General features: G+C 69.8%; 14 protein-coding genes. 12 read left to right on the plus strand and 2 right to left on the minus strand.

Going from position 1 to position 18,444, the window contains the following annotated elements:
* Positions 1-53: 53 nt before the first annotated feature.
* Complete coding sequence (locus ABD197_RS04760) at positions 54-1,481, minus strand: dihydrolipoyl dehydrogenase family protein (RefSeq protein ID WP_344052122.1); 1,428 nt, start codon at positions 1,479-1,481, stop codon at positions 54-56.
* 193 nt (positions 1,482-1,674) lie between these two features.
* Here ABD197_RS04760 and ABD197_RS04765 point away from each other — a divergent pair, with 193 nt between their 5' ends.
* From ABD197_RS04765 to ABD197_RS04815, 11 genes are all read left to right on the plus strand, one after another.
* On the plus strand, positions 1,675-2,724 hold the full coding sequence (locus tag ABD197_RS04765; RefSeq protein ID WP_344052125.1) for a LacI family DNA-binding transcriptional regulator: 1,050 nt from the start codon (positions 1,675-1,677) through the stop codon (positions 2,722-2,724).
* A gap of 14 nt (positions 2,725-2,738) precedes the next feature.
* Positions 2,739-4,022 carry an extracellular solute-binding protein gene (locus tag ABD197_RS04770; protein WP_344052127.1) on the plus strand — a complete coding sequence of 428 codons (1,284 nt, stop codon included), beginning with the start codon at positions 2,739-2,741 and terminating at the stop codon, positions 4,020-4,022.
* Between the two features lies 1 nt (position 4,023).
* Positions 4,024-5,007 (plus strand): carbohydrate ABC transporter permease, encoded by a 984-nt coding sequence (locus ABD197_RS04775; RefSeq protein WP_344052129.1) that lies wholly within the window; start codon positions 4,024-4,026, stop codon positions 5,005-5,007.
* Positions 5,004-5,843, plus strand: coding sequence for a carbohydrate ABC transporter permease (locus tag ABD197_RS04780; RefSeq protein WP_344052131.1), 840 nt, complete (start codon positions 5,004-5,006; stop codon positions 5,841-5,843). The genes ABD197_RS04775 and ABD197_RS04780 overlap by 4 nt, the downstream gene beginning before the upstream one ends.
* Before the next feature lies 1 nt (position 5,844).
* Complete coding sequence (locus tag ABD197_RS04785; RefSeq protein ID WP_344052133.1) at positions 5,845-6,909, plus strand: glycoside hydrolase family 130 protein; 1,065 nt, start codon at positions 5,845-5,847, stop codon at positions 6,907-6,909.
* Between the two features lie 16 nt (positions 6,910-6,925).
* On the plus strand, positions 6,926-8,977 hold the full coding sequence (locus ABD197_RS04790) for a hypothetical protein (RefSeq protein ID WP_344052136.1): 2,052 nt from the start codon (positions 6,926-6,928) through the stop codon (positions 8,975-8,977).
* An 82-nt stretch (positions 8,978-9,059) separates the two neighbouring features.
* Positions 9,060-10,619 carry an AlkA N-terminal domain-containing protein gene (locus ABD197_RS04795; protein ID WP_344055794.1) on the plus strand — a complete coding sequence of 520 codons (1,560 nt, stop codon included), beginning with the start codon at positions 9,060-9,062 and terminating at the stop codon, positions 10,617-10,619.
* The gene (locus ABD197_RS04800) at positions 10,616-11,107 is read left to right on the plus strand and encodes a methylated-DNA--[protein]-cysteine S-methyltransferase (RefSeq protein ID WP_344052138.1); all 492 of its coding nucleotides are present in this window, start codon (positions 10,616-10,618) and stop codon (positions 11,105-11,107) included. The genes ABD197_RS04795 and ABD197_RS04800 overlap by 4 nt, the downstream gene beginning before the upstream one ends.
* A 97-nt stretch (positions 11,108-11,204) precedes the next feature.
* Positions 11,205-11,555 carry a hypothetical protein gene (locus ABD197_RS04805; RefSeq protein WP_344052140.1) on the plus strand — a complete coding sequence of 117 codons (351 nt, stop codon included), beginning with the start codon at positions 11,205-11,207 and terminating at the stop codon, positions 11,553-11,555.
* A 130-nt stretch (positions 11,556-11,685) separates the two neighbouring features.
* On the plus strand, positions 11,686-13,527 hold the full coding sequence (locus tag ABD197_RS04810; protein ID WP_344052143.1) for an ABC transporter ATP-binding protein: 1,842 nt from the start codon (positions 11,686-11,688) through the stop codon (positions 13,525-13,527).
* A complete protein-coding gene (locus ABD197_RS04815) occupies positions 13,524-15,341 on the plus strand; it encodes an ABC transporter ATP-binding protein (protein WP_344052145.1) in 1,818 nt (605 codons plus the stop codon). The genes ABD197_RS04810 and ABD197_RS04815 overlap by 4 nt, the downstream gene beginning before the upstream one ends.
* A 220-nt stretch (positions 15,342-15,561) precedes the next feature.
* Here the strand turns inward: ABD197_RS04815 and ABD197_RS04820 are convergent, their stop codons facing one another.
* Positions 15,562-16,014: a GNAT family N-acetyltransferase gene (locus ABD197_RS04820; RefSeq protein ID WP_344052147.1), complete on the minus strand. Its 453-nt coding sequence runs from the start codon at positions 16,012-16,014 to the stop codon at positions 15,562-15,564.
* A gap of 145 nt (positions 16,015-16,159) precedes the next feature.
* Between ABD197_RS04820 and ABD197_RS04825 the strand changes: the two genes are divergently transcribed.
* A complete protein-coding gene (locus tag ABD197_RS04825) occupies positions 16,160-18,379 on the plus strand; it encodes an NADP-dependent isocitrate dehydrogenase (protein WP_344052149.1) in 2,220 nt (739 codons plus the stop codon).
* The last annotated feature ends 65 nt before the right edge of the window (positions 18,380-18,444 follow it).

Consider the following 18,444-nt stretch of genomic DNA (forward strand, 5'->3'; position numbering starts at 1 on the left):
GGTGGGGTAACCCCACGATCTCGACGTGCAGTTGTCGTCTCAGCGGGGGAGGGTCAGGACGGGGTCGGGCGTCCGTAGGCCTCGAGCCAGCGCAGCCACACCTCGCTGACCGTCGGGTACGGCGGCACGGCGTGCCAGAGGCGGTGCAGCGGCACCTCGCCGACGATCGCGACGGTGGCGGAGTGCAGCAGCTCGGCGACCTCGGGACCCACGAACGTCGCGCCGATCAGCACGCCGCGGTCCTCGTCGACGATCGCCCGCGCCATTCCCTCGTAGTGGTCGGCGTACGCGCTCGATCCGGCGACCCACGACAGGTCGTAATCCAGAACGCGGATGCGGCGCCCCGCCTTCCGGGCGGCGGCCTCGGTGAATCCCACCGAGGCGACTTCCGGATCCGTGAAGGTGACCTGAGGCACGTGCTCGTGGTCGGCGGTCGCGACGTGCACGCCCCATGGGGCGTCGTCGACCGGGAGGCCCTTCGCCCGCGCGGCGATCACGTCGCCAGCGGCACGCGCCTGGTACTTGCCCTGGTGCGTGAGCAGGGCGCGGTGGTTCACGTCGCCGACTCCATAGAGCCAGTCCGTCCCCTCGACCAGGAGCGTGTCGTCGACGTCGAGCCACGCGCCGGGCTCCAGGCCGATGCTTTCGAGTCCGAGATCACCGGTTCGCGGCGTGCGCCCGACCGCGACGAGCACTTGCTCAGCGACGACGCGGCCCCCGTCGGAGAGTGAGAGCACCGCGTTCTTCTCCGTCCGGTGCGCACCGGTCACCTCGACGCCGGTGCGGATCGTGACCCCGAGCTTCTCCAGGGAGGCGCTCACCAGCTGTCCCGCGAACGGCTCGAGGCGGTCCAGCACCGCACCGCGGACGATCAGGGTGACCTTCGTGCCGAACCCGGCGTATGCGGTCGCCATCTCGACGCCGACGACGCCACCGCCGAGGATCGCGAGGGATGCCGGAACCTCCTGCGCGCTCGTCGCCTCCCGGCTCGTCCAGGGCTCGATCTCGCGCAGCCCCGGGATGTCGGGCAGGAGCGCCGCTGATCCTGTGGCGACGGCCACGGCATGACGGGCGACGAGATCGGTGACCGTGCCGTCGGCGGCGGTGACCCGCAGTCGCTTGGGTCCGGTGAACTCGGCGTGGCCTCGGACCAGATCGATTCCCGCGCCGTCGAGCCATTGCACCTGCGACCCGTCGTCCCAGTCGTGGGTGATGGTGTTGCGCCGGCGCAGCACGCCCGCCACGTCCAGCTCGCCGGTCACCGCCTGCTTCGCCCCGTCGAGGTCCTGCGCCGCCCGCACCGCTGCGCCGCTGCGCAGCAAGGCCTTCGAGGGCATGCATGCCCAGTACGAGCACTCACCGCCCACCAGCTCGGCTTCGACGATGACGGTCTTCATGCCGCCCTGCACGGCCCGGTCGGCGACGTTCTCGCCCACCGCCCCCGCCCCGATGACGATGACGTCGTATTCGCGTTCACTCATGGGATCACGGTAGCCCGCTCGTGACCGCGGGGGAGCGCCCGGGCTGCTTCCGGAGCACCCCTTCGCACGCGGATACATGACGCGCGCATGGTCGCGCAAGGGGGTGCCGCAGAACCGGGCGGCGCGTTCTACTGGAATCTGAACCGGTTTAGGTCACCCCTGTCCTACCGATCGATCACACGAGGAGGTGTGCATGTCGCCCGAGGCTCGCCCCACGATCGCCGACGTCGCACGCAAAGCCGGCGTGAGCAAGGGACTCGTGTCCTTCGCGCTCAATGACAAGCCGGGTGTGTCCGCGCAGGCCCGCACCCGCATCCTGGATGCCGCCGCCGAACTCGGCTGGACACCGAATCTGCGTGCCCGCTCGCTCAGCACGGGCCGCTCCTTCGCCTGCGGGCTCGTGATCGGGCGCAGCACCGATGTGATCGCGGCGGACCCGTTCTTCCCCTCGCTCATCGCCGGACTCGAGGACGTCTTCTCGGTCTCCGGCCAGGTGCTCGTGCTCTCGGCGGCCACCCCCGGTCGACACGAGGTGGAGACCTACCGCGGCCTGGCGGCGGACCGCCGGGTCGACGGGCTCATCCTCACCGACCTGCGCGCCGCCGACGAGCGCATCGCGCTGGTCGGCGAGCTCGGCCTGCACGCGGTCACCCTCGGGCGCCCCGATGTCGATTCGCCGTTCTCGTCGGTCTCGGTCGACGACGGGGCCGGCATCCGTTGCGCCGTCGAGCACCTCGCCGCCCTCGGCCACGACCGCATCGCGCACGTGGCCGGACCCGACGCGATGCTGCACGCACGGCGGCGGACCGCCGCGTTCGAGGACGCCGCGCGGGCAAACGGGATGAGTTCGCGCGTCGTGCGAACCGACTTCAGCGCCGCTCAGGGGGCGACGGCGACCCGCGACCTGCTCGCGCTCGCGGACGCCCCGACGGCGATCGTCTACTCGAACGACCAGATGGCCGTGGCCGGGATCGGCGTCGCCGAGCGCCTCGGCCTGCGCGTGCCCGGGGACCTCTCGGTCAGCGGCTTCGACGACACCGAGCTCGGCCGTCACCTGCGCCCCGCACTCACGTCCGTCGCGACCGACGCCCGCGCGTGGGGGGCGGCTGCCGCCCGCGCGCTGCTCGGGATGCTGGCAGGCGATGCCGTCGCGCACATCGAGCTCGCCGAGCCCACCCTCGTCATCCGCGAATCCACGTCTGTCTCACCCCATCCCCCCACCGGCGGCCTCGGCCGCCATTGACCCAAGGAGCACTCATGCGACGACGCATACTTCTGACCGCCGGCGCGGTGGCCGGCGCCCTCACTCTCAGCGCATGCGGCGGCGGAGGAGGCGCGAGCACCGCCACCGACAGCCGCGGTGACATCACCATCTGGTACTCCAACAACGAGCAGGAGATCGCCTGGGGAAAGCAGATGGTGGACGGCTGGAACGCCGATCACCCCGACGAGCAGATCACAGCGCAGGAGATCCCCGCCGGAGCCTCCAGCGAAGAGGTGATCGGCGCCGCGATCACCGCCGGCAACGCGCCGTGCCTGATCTTCAACACCTCCCCGGCTGCCGTCCCGGGGTTCCAGAAGCAGGGCGGCCTGGTGAACCTTTCCGACTTCGAGGACGGCGAGGACTACATCACCGCCCGCAGCGGGGAGCTCGCCGAGCAGTACCGGTCGGAGGACGGCGCCTTCTACCAGATGCCCTGGAAGTCCAACCCGGTCATGATCTTCTACAACAAGGCGATGTTCGCCGAGGCCGGACTGGATGCCGAGAACCCGTCCCTGTCGACGTATGACGAGTTCCTCGACACCGCCCGGACGATCAAGGAATCGGGCGTCGCGTCGTTCGCGATCAATCCTGCGCCCACGAGCGAGTTCTTCCAGCCGTGGTTCGACTTCTACCCGCTGTACGCCGCGCAGACCGGCGGCACGCAGCTCGTCGAGGACGGGGCCGCGACCTTCGACGATGAGAACGGCCAGGCCGTCGCCGGGTTCTGGCGCACGCTCTACGACGAGCAGCTCGCGGGACAGGAGCAGTACCAGGGCGACGCGTTCGCCGACGGATATGCGGCGATGGCGATCGTGGGTCCCTGGGCGATCTCGGTGTACGGCGACTCCGTGGAATGGGGATCCGTGCCGGTGCCGACGGCCGACGGCACCGCTCCGGAGGAGACCTGGACCTTCAGCGACGCGAAGAACGTCGGCATGTTCACGGCGTGCGAGAACAAGGGCACCGCGTGGGACGTGCTCAAGTACGCCACGAGCGAGGAGCAGGACGGCATCTGGCTCGAGGAGACCGGGCAGATGCCTCTGCGTGCGGACCTCACCGCGACCTACCCCGACTACTTCGCGGAGAACCCCGCCTACGAGCAGTTCGGCGATCAGGCCTCGCGCACGGTCGAAGTCCCCAACGTGCAGAACTCCGTGGAGATCTGGCAGGCTTTCCGCGACGGCTATTCCGAAGCGGTGATCTTCGGCGACAAGGACGTGGACGCGTTCCTGTCCGATACGTCCGCCGAGGTCGATTCGCTCGCGGGCGGCAAGTGAGATGACCGCCCCCGTCACGGGGCGACCGGGCCTGGCCGGGGGAGACCCCGGCCCGGCCGGCCGCCCGGGCGACGCCGCCGCGTCGCCCACCCGCGCGCGCAGGCGTCGACGCCTGCTCGGAGCGCAGCCGCTCGGCATCCTGTTCGCGGCGCCCTACGTGATCTTCGTGATCGTCGTGTTCGCGTGGCCGATCATCTTCGCCGTGTGGATGTCGTTCCAGGACTACTTCTTCGCAGCCCCCGGAGCCCAGGTCGACCGCCCCTTCGTGGGGCTGGACAACTACATCGCCGTCCTGACGGACCCCGATGTCTGGCAGTCCTTCCGCAACGTCGGGGTGTTCCTGCTGATCAACGTGCCCCTCACGGTGGTGCTCTCGATCGTGCTCGCGACGGCCCTGGACCGCGTCGTGCACGCGCGCACGTTCTTCCGCGTGAGCTACTACGTGCCCTATGTCACGGCATCCGTCGCCGTGGTCGCCGTCTGGCTGTTCCTCTTCTCCAGCGGCGGCCTCGTCAACAACATCCTCGGTCCGCTCGCCCCGCAGCCGTCGTGGCTGGTCAACTCCGCCCTCGCGATGCCGACGATCGCGCTGTTCGTCACGTGGAAGGGTCTGGGCTTCTACATCCTGCTCTACCTCGCGGCGCTGCAGAACGTGCCGAAGGAGCTGTACGAATCCGTCGCCGTCGACGGTGGAGGGCGACTGCGTCAGTTCTTCTCGGTGACGGTGCCGGGCGTGCGACCGGCGACGTTCCTCGTCGTGCTGCTGTCGACCATCACCGGCGCGAACCTGTTCACGGAGCCGTACCTGCTCACCGGCGGCGGAGGGCCCAACGGAGCCTCCACCTCGCCGGTGCTGCTGATGTATCAGCGCGGCATCGAGCAGGGCAACCCCGACATCGCCGCGGCGATCGGCGTGATCCTGATCATCCTGGTGCTGGCGCTGGCCTGGATCCAGCGCAAGCTCGTCGGAAGCGACGACTCATGAAGCGCGCACTCGGCAGCCGCATCGCGCTGTACGTCGTCCTGAGCCTCGGCGCCGTCGCCTTCCTCTTCCCGTTCTGGTACATGATCGTCGGCTCGCTGCAGGCGGACGTGGACCCGACGCCGAAGGGCGCGTTCCCGAATCCGGCGAACCTGACCGGCGCGAACTACGTCGCGATCAATGAGCGGATCGACCTCGCGCAGGGACTGCTGAATTCGGGCATCTTCACCGGGGGCGTGCTCCTGGGCACCGTCGTGTTCGGCGTTCTGGCCGGCTACGCGCTCGCCGTCCTGCAGTGGCGCGGACGCGGCGCCACCTTCGCGCTGCTGGTGCTCGTCCAGGTGGTGCCGTTCCAGATGCTCATGATCCCGCTGTACGTCATGATCGCCCGGGACTTCGGCCTCGCCGATTCCTACGCGGGCATGATCCTGCCGTTCCTGATCAACTCGACCGCGGTGATCATCTTCCGCCAGTACTTCCTGCAGCTGCCGCCCGACCTGTTCTCGGCGGCGCGCATCGACGGGGCGGGGGAGTTCCGGCTGCTGTGGAGCATCGCGCTGCCGCTCGTGCGACCGGCGCTGGTGACCGCGCTGCTGCTGACCTTCATCGGCCCGTGGAACGAGTTCCTCTGGCCGTTCCTGATCACCAAGGAGGCCTCGATGCAGCCGCTCGCGGTCTCCCTGGCGAACTTCATCTCGAACGTGGCGGCATCCACCGCCAATCCGTTCGGCGCGATGATGGCCGGCGCCGTGGTGCTGGCCGTCCCGGCGGTGACCCTGTTCATCGTCTTCCAGCGCTACTTCACCACCAACGACCTCGGATCCGGGGTGAAAGGCTGATATGCCCGACGTACCGTACACACTCACCCGTCAGGGCGTCGTCATGACGCCCGCGCCCGGCGACAGCCGCGAGGCGGAAGGCGTGCTCAACCCCGCGTCCGGCCGTGGGCCGGACGGCGAGCTGTACCTCCTGCCGCGGCTGGTGGCCGAAGGCAACGTCTCCCGCGTCGGACTGGCCAAGGTGCGGATCGAGAACGGAGTCCCCGTCGGCGTGGAGCGCGAGGGCATCGTCCTCGAGCCCGATCGCGAATGGGAGCGCGGAGTCGGCAACGCCGGCGTCGAGGACCCGCGGGTGACCTGGATCGCCGCGCTCGGCCGGCACGTGATGACCTATGTCGCGTACGGGCCGCTCGGCCCGCGGACGGCGCTCGCCGTCTCGGAGGACCTGCGCACATGGACCCGACTCGGGCCCGCGCTGTTCCGCTACGACGATGCGCTGGACACGGACCTCAACCTGTTCCACAACAAGGACACCGTGTTCTTCCCCGAGCCGGTCACCGCACCCGACGGCACACCCGCTCTGGCCGTGCTGCACCGCCCGATGTGGGATCTCGACGAGACCAAGGAGGGTCAGGGCGTCCGCGTGCCTCCGGGGATCGAGGATCCGCGCCAGTCGATCTGGATCAGCTACGTGCCCCTCGCCGAGGTGCAGGCCGACCTCTCCCGACTGTGCCTGTGGGAACAGCACCGTCTCGTCGCCGCCCCGGAGTTCGCGTTCGAGGAGCTCAAGATCGGCGGCGGACCGCCTCCGCTGCGCGTGCCCGAGGGCTGGCTGGTCATCCACCACGGCGTGACCGGCGTGATCGACAGCGCGTTCTCGCAGCAGCAGAAGGTCAACTACGCCGCGGGGGCGATGATCCTCGACGCCGACGACCCCTCCCGGGTCATCGCGCGCAGCTCGGAGCCGCTCCTGGCGCCCGAGACCGACGACGAGCGCAGCGGCATCGTGCCCAACGTCGTCTTCCCCACCGCCATCGAGGAGGTCGACGGACGCCTGTTCGTCTTCTACGGCATGGCGGATTCCAAGATCGGCGTCGCGCTCCTGGAGCGCACCGCACCCGCGTGACCGACGGAGAGACATCATGAGATCCCGAACCCGCACCGCACCGCTTCTGATCGGCGGCCTCGCCCTGGCGACCGTGCTCGGCGGCGGTATCGCCGCACCCGACAGAGCGGATGCCGCGGCATCCGCCACCGCCCCGGCGGTCGCCTCGCCGGACGGGCGGCTGACCAATCTCGCCCACCTGGACTTCCTGCTCGACCAGGCGACCCCGCCCGCCCAGGTGGACGGGCACACGACCTACCGCCTCGCCGAGGAGCCGACCCTCACGCTCCCCTGGACGTATGCGGATGCCCGTGGTGGGGGCACGTTCGAGCGCGTAGGCGGCGGACCTCTGGACCCCGAGACCGGGTACTGGGGCCAGGGCGCCTACAACGCGGACGACATCGCCCGCGCGGCGGTCGTCTACCTCCGCGACTGGAAGGCGACCGGTGCGTCATCGAGCAAGGACTCCGCCTACGAGCTGCTGCGCGCGATCACCTACCTGCAGACCACCGACGGGGAGAACGCCGGCAACGTCGTGCTCTGGATGCAACCGGACGGCACGCTGAACCCCTCGGCGGAACCGGTCGAGCTGCCCGACCCGTCCGACTCCGGGGAAAGCTACTGGCTCGCCCGCACGATCTGGGCCCTCGGCGAGGGCTACGCCGCGTTCCAGGATGCGGACCCCGCCTTCGCCGCCTTCCTCGAGGAGCGGCTGGCCCTCTCGCTCGGCGCGGTGGAGCGGCAGTCACTCAGCCGATACGGCGAGTACGTCGAATCCGACGGGATGCGCGTGCCCGCGTGGCTGATCGTGGACGGCGCGGACGCGTCGGCCGAAGCGGTGCTCGGCCTGGCCGCCCGCGTGGCTGCGAAACCCGACGACGAACGGTCCGCGGTGGCGCTGCGCCGGCTCGCGGAGGGCATCGCCGCGATGTCGGCGGGCGACGAGCGGTCGTGGCCCTACGGGGCGATCCTGCCGTGGGCGCAGTCCCGCAGCATGTGGCACGCCTGGGGCTCGCAGATGCCGGCGGCGCTGGCCGCGGCATCCGTCGCCCTCGGCGATGAGCAGCTGGCCGCTCCGGCGGTCCGTGACGCGGCGCTGTTCTCCACGACGGTGCTCACCGCCGGTGGACCCGACAACGGCTGGTTCCCCACCCCGGCCGACCGCGTGCAGATCGCGTACGGCGCGGACGCGCGAGTGCAGTCGCTCCTAGCCGTCGCGGATGCGACCGGGTCGGCGGGCTTCGAGGCGCTCGCCGGGATGCAGGCCGCGTGGTTCTTCGGAGCGAACCGCTCCGGTGCGCGGATATACGATCCGGCGACCGGTGTCACGTACGACGGACTTCAGCCCGACGGCACGGTCAACGGCAACAGCGGTGCCGAGAGCACGATCCACGGCCTGCTGACGATGATCGCCCTGGACCAGCGCCCCGACCTCGCAGAGCGCGCGGCATCGGTGACCTCGGTGGCCGATCGCGACGGACTGGAGCTCGTCGAGGCGGAATCGGCCACCGAAACGACCGGCACCGTCATCGCGCCCGAGGCGTGGACGGGGGAGTCGCTGTGGTCCGGCGGCGGGCTCGCGCTGACCGCGGGCGAGAGCGCGGTGTTCGACATCGGCCAGGACGACACCAGACGATGGGTCGAACCGGTCGTGTGGTCCAGCCCGGACCGCTCGAGCGCGTCGGAGTGGACCTCCGCACGGGTGCGGCTGGGCACGGTGGAGGAATCGGCGCCCCCGCAGGGCATCTCGCCGACCCCCGGCGTGCTGCTGCCCCGGTCGCTCGAGAAGGCCGTGCTGCCGGATCGTCCGGAGGTCACCGTCGCGGTGACCGCCGGGGAGCTGCAGCTGGACGCGCTCCTGGTGCGCCCCTGGGTGTCGCGGCTCGTGCTCGTCGGCGACGGCGGGAGCACCGAGCTCGTGCACTCATCCGGGCCGACCACGAAGCCGGCTCGCGTCGGATGGACCGGCGCGCCCTCCACGGCGGTCGTGTACGACAGCTCAGGCGACGTGGTCAACGAGTACCGGCTGCGCGGCTCGCGGACCGTGCCGGTGCCCAGCGGCGGGTTCGCGATCGTCACGGGCGACTGACCGACAAACGAACCGCGGTGTCCGATTTCCGCCAGTCGGGCGCCGCGGGCCGTGGCAGGCTGGAGCCGTGAGCACGGCATCCATGTCCTTCGACGAGCGGTACGGCGCGATACTCTCGCGCGATCCGCGCTTCGACGGCCAGTTCGTGACAGCCGTCCGCTCCACCGGCATCTACTGCCGTCCCAGCTGCCCGGCCCGCACGCCGAAAGCGGCGAACGTGTCGTTCTTCGCCACGAGTGCGGCCGCGCACGAAGCCGGCTACCGGGCCTGCAAGCGGTGCCTCCCCGAGGCGGCGCCGGGATCGCCGGAGTGGAATCTGCGCGGCGACACCACCGCCCGTGCGATGCGGCTCATCGCCGACGGTGTCATCGAGCGCGAAGGCGTTCCGGGCCTCGCCCGGCGCCTCGGTTACTCGCCGCGGCACCTGACCCGGCTGCTGACCGCGGAGCTCGGCGCCGGACCCCTGGCGCTCAGCCGCGCGCACCGCGCGCACACCGCCCGGATGCTACTGGTCGGCACCGATCTGCCCGTCGCCGATGTCGCCTTCTCGGCGGGGTTCACCAGCATCCGGCAGTTCAACGACACCGTCCGTGAGGTCTTCGGCATGACGCCGCTCGAGCTGCGTGCGCGCCGACGCGGGCCAGCAGCCGCGGTCGCGCCCGGTGAGATCGACCTCGCGCTGCCGTACCGCGGTCCGCTCGACGCGTCGGGCCTGTTCGACTGGATGGCGGCGCGCGCCGTGACCGGCGTCGAGACGGCGACCGCGCAGTCGTTCGCGCGGACGATCCGCCTGGACGGCGGTCCGGCGTGGTTCGAGCTGCGCCGCGGGGAGGACGGCCTCGTGCACCTCCGCGCCCGGCTGACGCAGCTGAGTGACCTGCCGAGCCTCGTGGCCCGCGCGCGGCGGCTCTTCGACCTGGATGCCGACCCCCTGGCGATCGATGACGCCCTGGCGCGGCATCCGGAGCTCGCCTCATGCGTGCGGCGATTGCCGGGCATCCGCGTCGCCGGGGCCGCCGACCCGCACGAGATGCTCATCCGCGCCATGGTCGGCCAGCAGATCACCGTCGTCGCGGCGCGGACGGCGCTGCAGGCGCTGTCCGACGCGCTGGGCGAGGATGTCGCGCTGGGCGCGGGCGAGACCCGGCTGTTCCCGACGATGGCCGCGATCGCCGAGCGCGGGCACGAGGTGCTGCGGGGGCCCGCGGCACGGATCCGGGCGATCACGGGCGCCGCGGCGGCACTCGCGGACGGCTCGCTCACCGTGACGCCCGGAGACGATGCGGCCGATCAACGCGCCGCGCTGCTCGCGATGCCCGGGATCGGACCATGGACCGCGGACTACGTCCGCATGCGCGTCCTCGGCGACACCGATGTCTTCCTGCCCGGCGATGTCGCGGTGCGGTCAGGGGCGGCCGCGCTCGGGTTGCCCGCCGATCCGCGACTCCTGGAGGAGTGGTCGCGTCGCGCCGCACCCTGGCGCAGCTACCTCACCGCGCACCTGTGGCGCTCGGCGCCGCCGCGCCCGTCGCGCCGGGTGCCGGTCGCAGGATCCTCGAGCGTTTCGGCGCCTCAGCAGACCCACCCGCCCACATCCGTCACGCCGGATCCTGCGACCGGAACCGTAAAGGAGCAGTCATGACCGCGACGACCCAGACCATCGACACCCCGGACGGAGCCTTCACGATCGTGGCCGATGACCGCGGGCGCGTGCTGGCGTCGGGGTGGACCGCCGATCCGGAGGCGCTGCGGGCCCGCATCCATCCCCGCATCCGGCCCGAAATCGTGCGCGACGGGCGAACGGATGCCGCGTCCGCGGCGCTCGCGTACTACGGCGGCGACCTCAGCGCGATCGACGAGGTCGAGGTCTTCCAGCACGGCACGGCGATGCAGCTGGCGGGCTGGACGGCGCTGCGGCGCATCGCTGCGGGCGGCCCGTTGACGTACGCAGAGTTCGCGACGGCACTCGGGCAGCCGACCGCCGTGCGCGCTGCGGCGTCGATCTGCGCACGCAACGCTCCGGCGCTGTATGTGCCATGTCATCGCGTCCTGCGCTCGGACGGCTCGCTCGGGGGCTTCGCCTGGGGACTCGAGGTGAAGGAGCGCCTGTTGGCTCGCGAGTCCGCCTGAGTCGCCGGGGTCTCCGCGGTTCCCAGGCTCCGCCGAGATGGTGCCCTTTCCGCCGAGATGGTGCCCCTTTCGCCGAGATGGTGCTCCTTCCGCCGAGATGGTGCTCACCATCTCGACAGGAAACCCACCATTTCGGGAGGAAACCCACCATCTCGAGGGGGAACCCACCATCTCGGGCGAGAACCCACCATCTCGCGAGGGAACCCACCACCTCGGCGGAGGGACCACATTCTCGGGAGAGAACCGGCCGTCTGGGCGGGCGGGCGCAGAATCCCGAGAGAAAGTTGTTGCGCCGAGCGAAATCAACGGGCTACTCTGGAAGGCTCTGGTTCGCGCGACCCGCGGACGCCCACCGAAGGAGGATGCCATGCACACGATCGCCGTCACCGTCACGCCGGTCGCCGCAGTCCTCCGCGACCCGTTCGGAACCACCGGAATCCTCGGCTGACACGCCCTCGCGGGGCATAGTCCCCGCCTTCCGCACGTTCCCTTCGACAGGCGTCATCGACGATCGCCCTGCCCGGCGACCGCGCACGCCCGCCCACACCGCACTCCCGCGAACGAATCCCACAAGGATCATGACCACCAACGCTCCACTCTCCACGCCGCGCGCCCTTGCCCGCCTCCTCCCTTTCGCGAAGCCCGTGCTGCCGCGTCTCACGATGGGTGCGGTCAGCGCGCTCATCGCGAGCCTCCTCGCGCTCTCCATCCCGCTCGTCCTCGAGGTCATCGTCCGCGGCCCCATCGCGTCCGGCGACCCCTCACAGCTGGTCTGGGGTGCCGTCGCGGTGCTCGCGCTGGGCCTGCTCGAGGCCGTCATGGTCTACTTGCGCCGCTGGTTCGTCCTCGGACCCGCAACGCAGGTCGAATTCGACCTGCGCAAGGGCTTCTACTCGCGTCTGCAGCGTCTGCCGGTGGCGTTCCACGACCGCTGGCAGTCCGGTCAGCTCCTCAGCCGCATGATGCAGGACATCAGCATGCTCCGGCGCTGGATGGCGTTCGGTCTCGTGCTCCTGGTCGTCAACGTGCTCACGATCGCCGTCGGCACGGTGCTGCTGTTCCGCTGGCACTGGCTGCTCGGCACGATCTTCCTGATCTGCTCGCTGCCCCTCTGGTACACCGGGTACCGGTTCGAGAAGACCTACGGCACCCTCGCGCGCCAGAGCCAGGACCAGGCGGGCGATCTCGCCACGTCGGTCGAGGAGAGCGTGCACGGCATCCGTGTCCTCAAGGCGTTCGGACGCGGCAAGCACGCGCTCCACAAGTTCACCCAGCAGGCCGAGACGCTGCGTCAGACCGAGTTGCGCAAGGCGCGCGCGATCGGCGTGATCTGGTTCTGGCTCGTGCTGCTGCCCGACCTCGCGTTCGCGCTCTGCCTCGGTGCCGGCATCTACCTCGTCCAGCTCGGCCAGCTGCAGGTCGCCGAGCTCATCGCGTTCTTCGCGATGGCGACCGTGCTGCGCTGGCCGATGGAGTCGATCGGGTTCCTCTTCTCCTTCATGCTCGACGCGCGCACCGCGACCGACCGCATCTTCGAGGTCTTCGATGAGGAGAACACGATCACCGATCCCGACCGGCCGGTCCGGATCGCGAGCCCCCGGGGCGAACTCGCGTTCGAGGGCGTGCATTTCCGCTATCAGGATGCCGCTCCCACCGAGCGCGACATGCTCGACGGCATCGACCTCGTCCTGCGTCCGGGGGAGACCATGGCGCTGGTAGGTCTCACCGGATCCGGCAAGACCACGCTCACGACCCTGCCCTCGCGCCTGTACGACGTGACCGGCGGCCGCGTGACCCTGGACGGTGTCGACGTCCGCGACCTCACCCTGAAGGAGCTGCGCACCCATGTCGGCATGGCGTTCGAGGACGCCACGCTGTTCTCGCAGACCGTGCGTGAGAACGTGCTGCTCGGCCGGGAGGATCTCGAGCCCGGCAGCGCGGAGGCCGAAGAGGTTCTCCGCGAGGCGCTGCAGGTCGCCCAGGCGCACTTCGTCGACGATCTGCCGAAGGGCGTCGACACGGTGATCGGCGAGGAGGGGCTGTCGCTCTCGGGTGGACAGCGCCAGCGCCTCGCGCTCGCGCGGGCTGTCGCCGCGAGGCCGGCGGTGCTCGTCCTCGATGACCCGCTCTCCGCCCTCGACGTCGACACGGAGGCCCTCGTGGAGGACGCGCTGCGCGAAGTGCTGCACGCGACGACCGCGCTCGTGGTCGCCCACCGCCCCTCGACCGTGACCCTCGCCGACCGTGTCGCACTCCTCGAAGGGGGGCGGATCACGGCGGTCGGCACGCACTCGGAGCTCCTGCGCACGAGCGAGCACTACCGCCACGTGATCTCGAGTCTGGAAGACGCCGAGCGCGAAGCGCAGACCCAGGGCCCCGGGCGAATGCTCGAGAACCGCGAACAGGAGGTGAAGCGATGACCACGGCCACCGTCGAAGGAACCAGCGGTGAGGACCGCTCCGACTACACGCGCGCCGAGAGTCGCAGCATCCGTCGTCGCTCTCTGCGCCTGCTCGGATCGCTCGTCGCGCCGCTGCGCTGGCAGCTCGTGCTCGCGGCGGTCGTGCTGATCGTCTCCACCGCGCTGCGCGTGGCGGGTCCCGCGCTCATCGCGTACGGGATCAACACGGCGCTTCCGGCCGTGGTGGATCAGATGAACTGGATGCCGACCATCGGCGTCGTCGCCGTCTATGTCCTGACCGCGATCGGCGGCGCCGGGCTCATCGGCTGGTACGTCGTCGTCGCGGCGCGCCTCACGCAGGCGATCATGCTGGATCTGCGCAAGCGGATCTTCCTGCACACGCAACGGCTGAGCCTGGAATTCCACGAGTCGTACACGTCCGGGCGCATCATCTCGCGGCAGACGAGCGACCTCGACACGATCCGCGAGCTTCTGGACGGCGGGCTGAACGAGCTCGTCTCCGGCATCCTGTACGGCGGGTTCACGCTGATCGCGCTGCTGCTGCTGGACTGGCAGTCCGGCGTGATCCTCGTGGTCATGGGATTGCCGCTGTACCTGCTGATGCGGTGGTTCTACCTGCGCTCGCAGGTCGTGTACCGCGAGTCGCGTGTGATCAGCGCGAAGGTGATCGTGAAGTTCGTCGAAACCATGACGGGCATCCGCGCGGTCAAGGCCTTCCGCAAGGAGGAGCGCAACGACGACGAGTTCGGCGGTCTCGCGAGCGACTACCGCGACGTGAACATCCGCTCGATCCGCCTGTTCGGCACCTTCGAGCCGGGGCTCATGGCCGTGGCTTCGGTCACCGTCGCGATCGTGCTGCTGTGGGGCGGCATCCGCGTCGTGGACGGCTCGATGCTCATCGGAACGCTCATCGCGGCGGTGCTGTACGTGCGGAACTTCTTCGCGCCGCTCCAGGAGGTGGCGTTCTTCCTGAACTCCTACCAGTCCGCCACGGCGGCGCTGGAGAAGGTCTCGGGTGTGCTGGAGGAGGAGCCGACGGTTCCCGACCCGGTCAAGCCCGTGGATCTGTGGAAGGCGCGCGGACACCTGCGGTTCGAAGACGTCGAGTTCGCGTACAGCAGCGGGCGCACGATCCTCCCGGACTTCTCGCTCGACCTGCCGGCGGGCCAGACCGTCGCGCTCGTCGGGACGACGGGTGCGGGCAAGTCGACGCTCGCGAAGCTCGTGTCGCGGTTCTACGACCCGACGAGCGGACGCATCACGCTGGACAGCGTGGATCTGCGCTCCCTCCACCCGAAGGACCTGCGCCGCGCGATCGTCATGGTCACGCAGGAGGCCTACCTCTTCAGCGGAACGGTCGCCGACAACATCGCGCTCGGCAAGCCCGACGCGACGCTCGACGAGATCCGTGCCGCGGCGCGGGCGGTCGGGGCGGACGCGTTCATCGAGGCGCTGCCGGACGGATACAGCACCGACGTGAACAAGCGCGGCGGCCGGGTCTCGGCGGGCCAGCGTCAGCTGATCTCGTTCGCCCGGGCCTTCCTCGCGGACCCGGCGGTGCTGATCCTCGATGAGGCGACGGCATCGCTGGACATGCCCAGCGAGCGGATGATCCAGGATGCGCTGCAGACCCTGCTCGCCGACCGCACCGCCATCATCATCGCGCACCGGCTGTCGACGGTCGCGATCGCGGACCGGGTGCTCGTGATGGAACACGGCGAGATCATCGAGGATGACGCTCCGGATGCCCTCATCGGCGGCGACGGGCGCTTCGCGCGTCTGCACGCCGCGTGGCGGGAGTCCCTGGTCTGACCCGCCGCTCCGCCTCTCCGCCTCCCCGCCGAGATGGTGGGTTCTCCACCGAGATTGTGGGTTGTCCACCGAGATGGTGGGTTCTCCGCCGAGATGGTGCCCACCATCTCGGTGAAAGACCCACCATCTCGGTGAAAGACCCACCACCTCGGCGAAAGACCCACCATCTCGTGGGGAGAGGGGAAGAGCGGATGCCGGCCGCGAGCCGGCGGGCGGGAGCCTAGATCCGGACCTCGGCGATGACCTCGCCGTACTCGGTCTCCCCGCTCGGAGTGAAACCGACGCGCGTGAAGAACGCCTCCGGGCCGCCCTCGCCCGCCTCGTAGATGACATCGACGTGGTCCATGCCGCGCCGGCGGGCCTCTTCGATCAGCTGCTCGACCGCGTACCGGCCGACACCGCGGCCCTGGTCGTCCGCGTCGACGTTGATGCGCCACAGGACGGAGCGGAAGTGCGGCTCGTGCGCCTCGGGGTCGAAGTTGGCGCTGACGAAGCCGACGACCTCGTCCCCGTCGAGGACGACGCGCTGCCAGGTCGTCTGCGGGTTGACGACGGTGGCGGCCACGCCGTAACTGACCGGGGCCAGGAACTGCTCCTGTCCGGGCTTGAGACCCAGTGTGTTGACGGCGACGATCGTCGATGCGGACAGTTCCTCGAGTCGCAGCTCAGCCATAGGCACAGGGTAGTCGGCAAACCCGACGCGCGTCACGGTGCGCGTCCCTCTGTAACGCGGTGTTCATGGAGCGAGATATCTCGATGTCAAGATACTTTGCCCGTTGCGATAGGCTGGAAAGACCACTCGAACGGAGACAAAACCGGTGACTGACTCGACCATCATCTACACCTACACCGACGAGGCACCGGCTCTGGCGACGGCGTCGTTCCTCCCGATCGTGAAGGCCGTGACCGGTCAGGCCGGAGTGCACGTCGAGACCCGCGACATCTCCCTCGCGGGCCGCATCCTCGCGGCGTTCCCGCAGAACCTCACGCCCGAGCAGCAGGTGGGCGACGCGCTCGCCGAGCTCGGCGGTCTCGCGACGCTGCCCGAGGCAAACATCATCAAGCTTCCGAACATCTCCGCATCCATCCCGCAGCTGAAGGGCGCGATCGCCGAGCTGCAGGCGCAGGGCTTCGACATCCCCGACTACCCGGACGACCCGCAGTCGATCGAGGAGAAGGACGTCCGCGCGCGGTACGACCGCATCAAGGGATCGGCCGTGAACCCCGTTCTGCGCGAAGGCAACAGCGACCGGCGCGCACCTCTGTCGGTCAAGAACTACGCCCGCAAGCACCCGCACCGCAACAAGCCGTTCCCTGCCGGATCGAAGACGCGCGTCGCGACGATGGGCCACGACGACTTCAAGTCGAACGAGAAGTCCTGGGTCGCCGCCCACGACGACGTGCTGACCGTCCGCCACATCGGGGAGGACGGCACCGTCACGGTCCTCAAGGACAACCTCAAGGTCCTTCCGCGCGAGATCATCGACGCGACGTTCCTCTCCGCATCCGCCCTCGACGCGTTCCTCGCCGACACCCTCGCCCAGGCGAAGGCCGAGGACGTGCTGTACTCGGTGCACCTGAAGGCCACGATGATGAAGGTCAGCGACCCGATCATCTTCGGCCACGTCGTGAAGGCCTATTTCGCCGACGTGTTCGACACGTACGGCGACATCATCGCCGAGGCGGGGCTCACGCCCAACAACGGCCTCGGCTCGATCCTCGCCGGCCTGGGCGGGGTCGAAGGCGGTGACAAGATCGCCGCGGCGATCACGGCCGACCTCGAGCGCGGCCCGCGCCTTTCCTACACCAACTCCGATAAGGGCATCACGAACCTGCACGTGCCCTCCGACGTCATCGTCGACGCGTCGATGCCCGCGCTCGTGCGCAACGGCGGCAAGCTGTGGGGCGTCGACGGGGGAGAAGACGACACCCTCGCGGTGATCCCGGACTCGTCGTACGCGAGCGTCTACCAGGCCACGATCGATGACGTGATCGCGAACGGACCGCTGGACCCGACCACGATCGGCACCGTGCCCAACGTCGGTCTCATGGCGCAGGCGGCCGAGGAGTACGGCAGCCACGACAAGACGTTCGAGATCGCCGCGCCCGGCACGGTGCAGATCGTCGACTCCGCGGGTGAGGTGCTCATCGAGCACGAGGTGAACACGGGCGACATCTGGCGTGCCACGCAGACGAAGCACATCGCGGTCATGGACTGGGTCAAGCTCGCCGTCACGCGTGCCCGCGCGACCGGTGCGCCCGCCGTGTTCTGGCTCGACGTGAACCGCTCGCACGACGCGCAACTCATCGCGAAGGTGCACCAGGGTCTCGCGCTGCTGGACACGTCCGGCATCCAGATCACGATCCTGAGCCCCGAGGAGGCGACGCGCTACACGCTGGCGCGCATGCGCCACGGGCTGGACACGATCTCGGTCACCGGCAATGTGCTGCGCGACTACCTCACCGACCTGTTCCCGATCCTCGAGGTCGGCACGAGCGCGAAGATGCTGAGCATCGTGCCGCTCCTGGCCGGCGGGGGACTGTTCGAGACCGGTGCGGGTGGCTCCGCTCCCAAGCACGTGCAGCAGCTGCTCGAGGAGGACTACCTGCGCTGGGACTCGCTCGGCGAGTTCTTCGCGCTCGCCGCGTCGCTCGAGCACCTCGCGCAGTACACCGGCAACGCCAAGGCGCAGGTTCTCGCGGACACACTGGATGCCGCCACCGGAACGTTCCTGGAGAACGACAAGTCGCCGGGCCGTGCGCTCGGCACGATCGACAACCGCGGCAGCCACTTCTACCTGGCCCTGTACTGGGCGCAGGAGCTCGCGGCGCAGAAGGCCGACGCGGAGCTCGCTGCGGCCTTCGCGCCGGTGGCGGCGGAGCTCGCCGCGAAGGAGCAGCAGATCGTCGACGAGCTCGTCGCGGTGCAGGGTTCGAAGGTCGAGATCGGCGGGTACTACCACCCCGACGAGAAGCTCGTCGAGACGGTCATGCGCCCGTCGCAGACGCTCAACGGGATCATCGACGCACTGAGCTGACCGACACCTGACGCGGGAGGGCGACGGATGCCGCGGCATCCGTCGCCCTCTCGCATCGGGCCTGG

Origin of the sequence: Microbacterium lacus (genome assembly GCF_039531105.1) — a bacterium.
Lineage (GTDB): Bacteria > Actinomycetota > Actinomycetes > Actinomycetales > Microbacteriaceae > Microbacterium > Microbacterium lacus.

Bases quoted from the DNA above. Each gene is read 5' to 3' on its own strand.
- ABD197_RS04820 (WP_344052147.1), bottom strand. From the start codon at position 16,014: ATGGCTGAGCTGCGACTCGAGGAACTGTCCGCATCGACGATCGTCGCC.
- ABD197_RS04790 (WP_344052136.1), top strand. From the start codon at position 6,926: ATGAGATCCCGAACCCGCACCGCACCGCTTCTGATCGGCGGCCTCGCC.
- ABD197_RS04775 (WP_344052129.1), top strand. From the start codon at position 4,024: ATGACCGCCCCCGTCACGGGGCGACCGGGCCTGGCCGGGGGAGACCCC.
- ABD197_RS04765 (WP_344052125.1), top strand. From the start codon at position 1,675: ATGTCGCCCGAGGCTCGCCCCACGATCGCCGACGTCGCACGCAAAGCC.
- ABD197_RS04800 (WP_344052138.1), top strand. From the start codon at position 10,616: ATGACCGCGACGACCCAGACCATCGACACCCCGGACGGAGCCTTCACG.
- ABD197_RS04795 (WP_344055794.1), top strand. From the start codon at position 9,060: ATGTCCTTCGACGAGCGGTACGGCGCGATACTCTCGCGCGATCCGCGC.
- ABD197_RS04770 (WP_344052127.1), top strand. From the start codon at position 2,739: ATGCGACGACGCATACTTCTGACCGCCGGCGCGGTGGCCGGCGCCCTC.
- ABD197_RS04805 (WP_344052140.1), top strand. From the start codon at position 11,205: ATGGTGCTCACCATCTCGACAGGAAACCCACCATTTCGGGAGGAAACC.
- ABD197_RS04785 (WP_344052133.1), top strand. From the start codon at position 5,845: ATGCCCGACGTACCGTACACACTCACCCGTCAGGGCGTCGTCATGACG.
- ABD197_RS04815 (WP_344052145.1), top strand. From the start codon at position 13,524: ATGACCACGGCCACCGTCGAAGGAACCAGCGGTGAGGACCGCTCCGAC.
- ABD197_RS04760 (WP_344052122.1), bottom strand. From the start codon at position 1,481: ATGAGTGAACGCGAATACGACGTCATCGTCATCGGGGCGGGGGCGGTG.
- ABD197_RS04810 (WP_344052143.1), top strand. From the start codon at position 11,686: ATGACCACCAACGCTCCACTCTCCACGCCGCGCGCCCTTGCCCGCCTC.
- ABD197_RS04780 (WP_344052131.1), top strand. From the start codon at position 5,004: ATGAAGCGCGCACTCGGCAGCCGCATCGCGCTGTACGTCGTCCTGAGC.